This is a genomic window from Gardnerella sp. CCPDSM (genome assembly GCF_056754715.1).
Genome location: NZ_JBQEQO010000079.1, coordinates 1 through 438 on the forward strand (window position 1 = coordinate 1; position 438 = coordinate 438).

Annotated in this window: 1 protein-coding gene; it reads right to left on the reverse strand. The window is 38.8% G+C overall.

Annotated features, from left to right (window positions below; all coding sequences use genetic code 11):
• Nucleotides 1–40 precede the first annotated feature (40 nt).
• Nucleotides 41–373, reverse strand: a complete 333-nt coding sequence (locus ACTJLE_RS06620; protein ID WP_481267922.1) for a phage head closure protein — start codon at nucleotides 371–373, stop codon at nucleotides 41–43.
• Nucleotides 374–438: the final 65 nt, after the last annotated feature.

Consider the following 438-nt stretch of genomic DNA (forward strand, 5'->3'; position numbering starts at 1 on the left):
TTAATAACTTCTTGAGAGAGGCTGCCAATACTTACTTTGCTCACTTTTTACACCTCTTACAGTGAAGTTTCAGGCTTTTCTTCTTATAATTCATGTGGTCAACACCTAAAATCTCGTAAACCGTATCACGGAAAATAATCCTGTAACCAAGCGATGAGACTACGGCTGTTTCTTTCGAATAGCGGATAGTAAAATCTATTTTTGACTCATCCCACACGTTTCCCGCCGAAGTCTCTTCTATGGGACTTTCAGCACTCACCGTGGTGTAACACTCGTAATATTTACTCCACTTAATCTTATGGTTACCAATATCATCAATTTCAACACTGTTTTTAAGCAGCACAATACGCTCGTTTAATAAGCCTATTCTCATTTAAAACCCCGTTTTTCTAACAGTAAAAAGCATCGAACGTAAGGTGAGAGTTAGCGCGTGGAGTT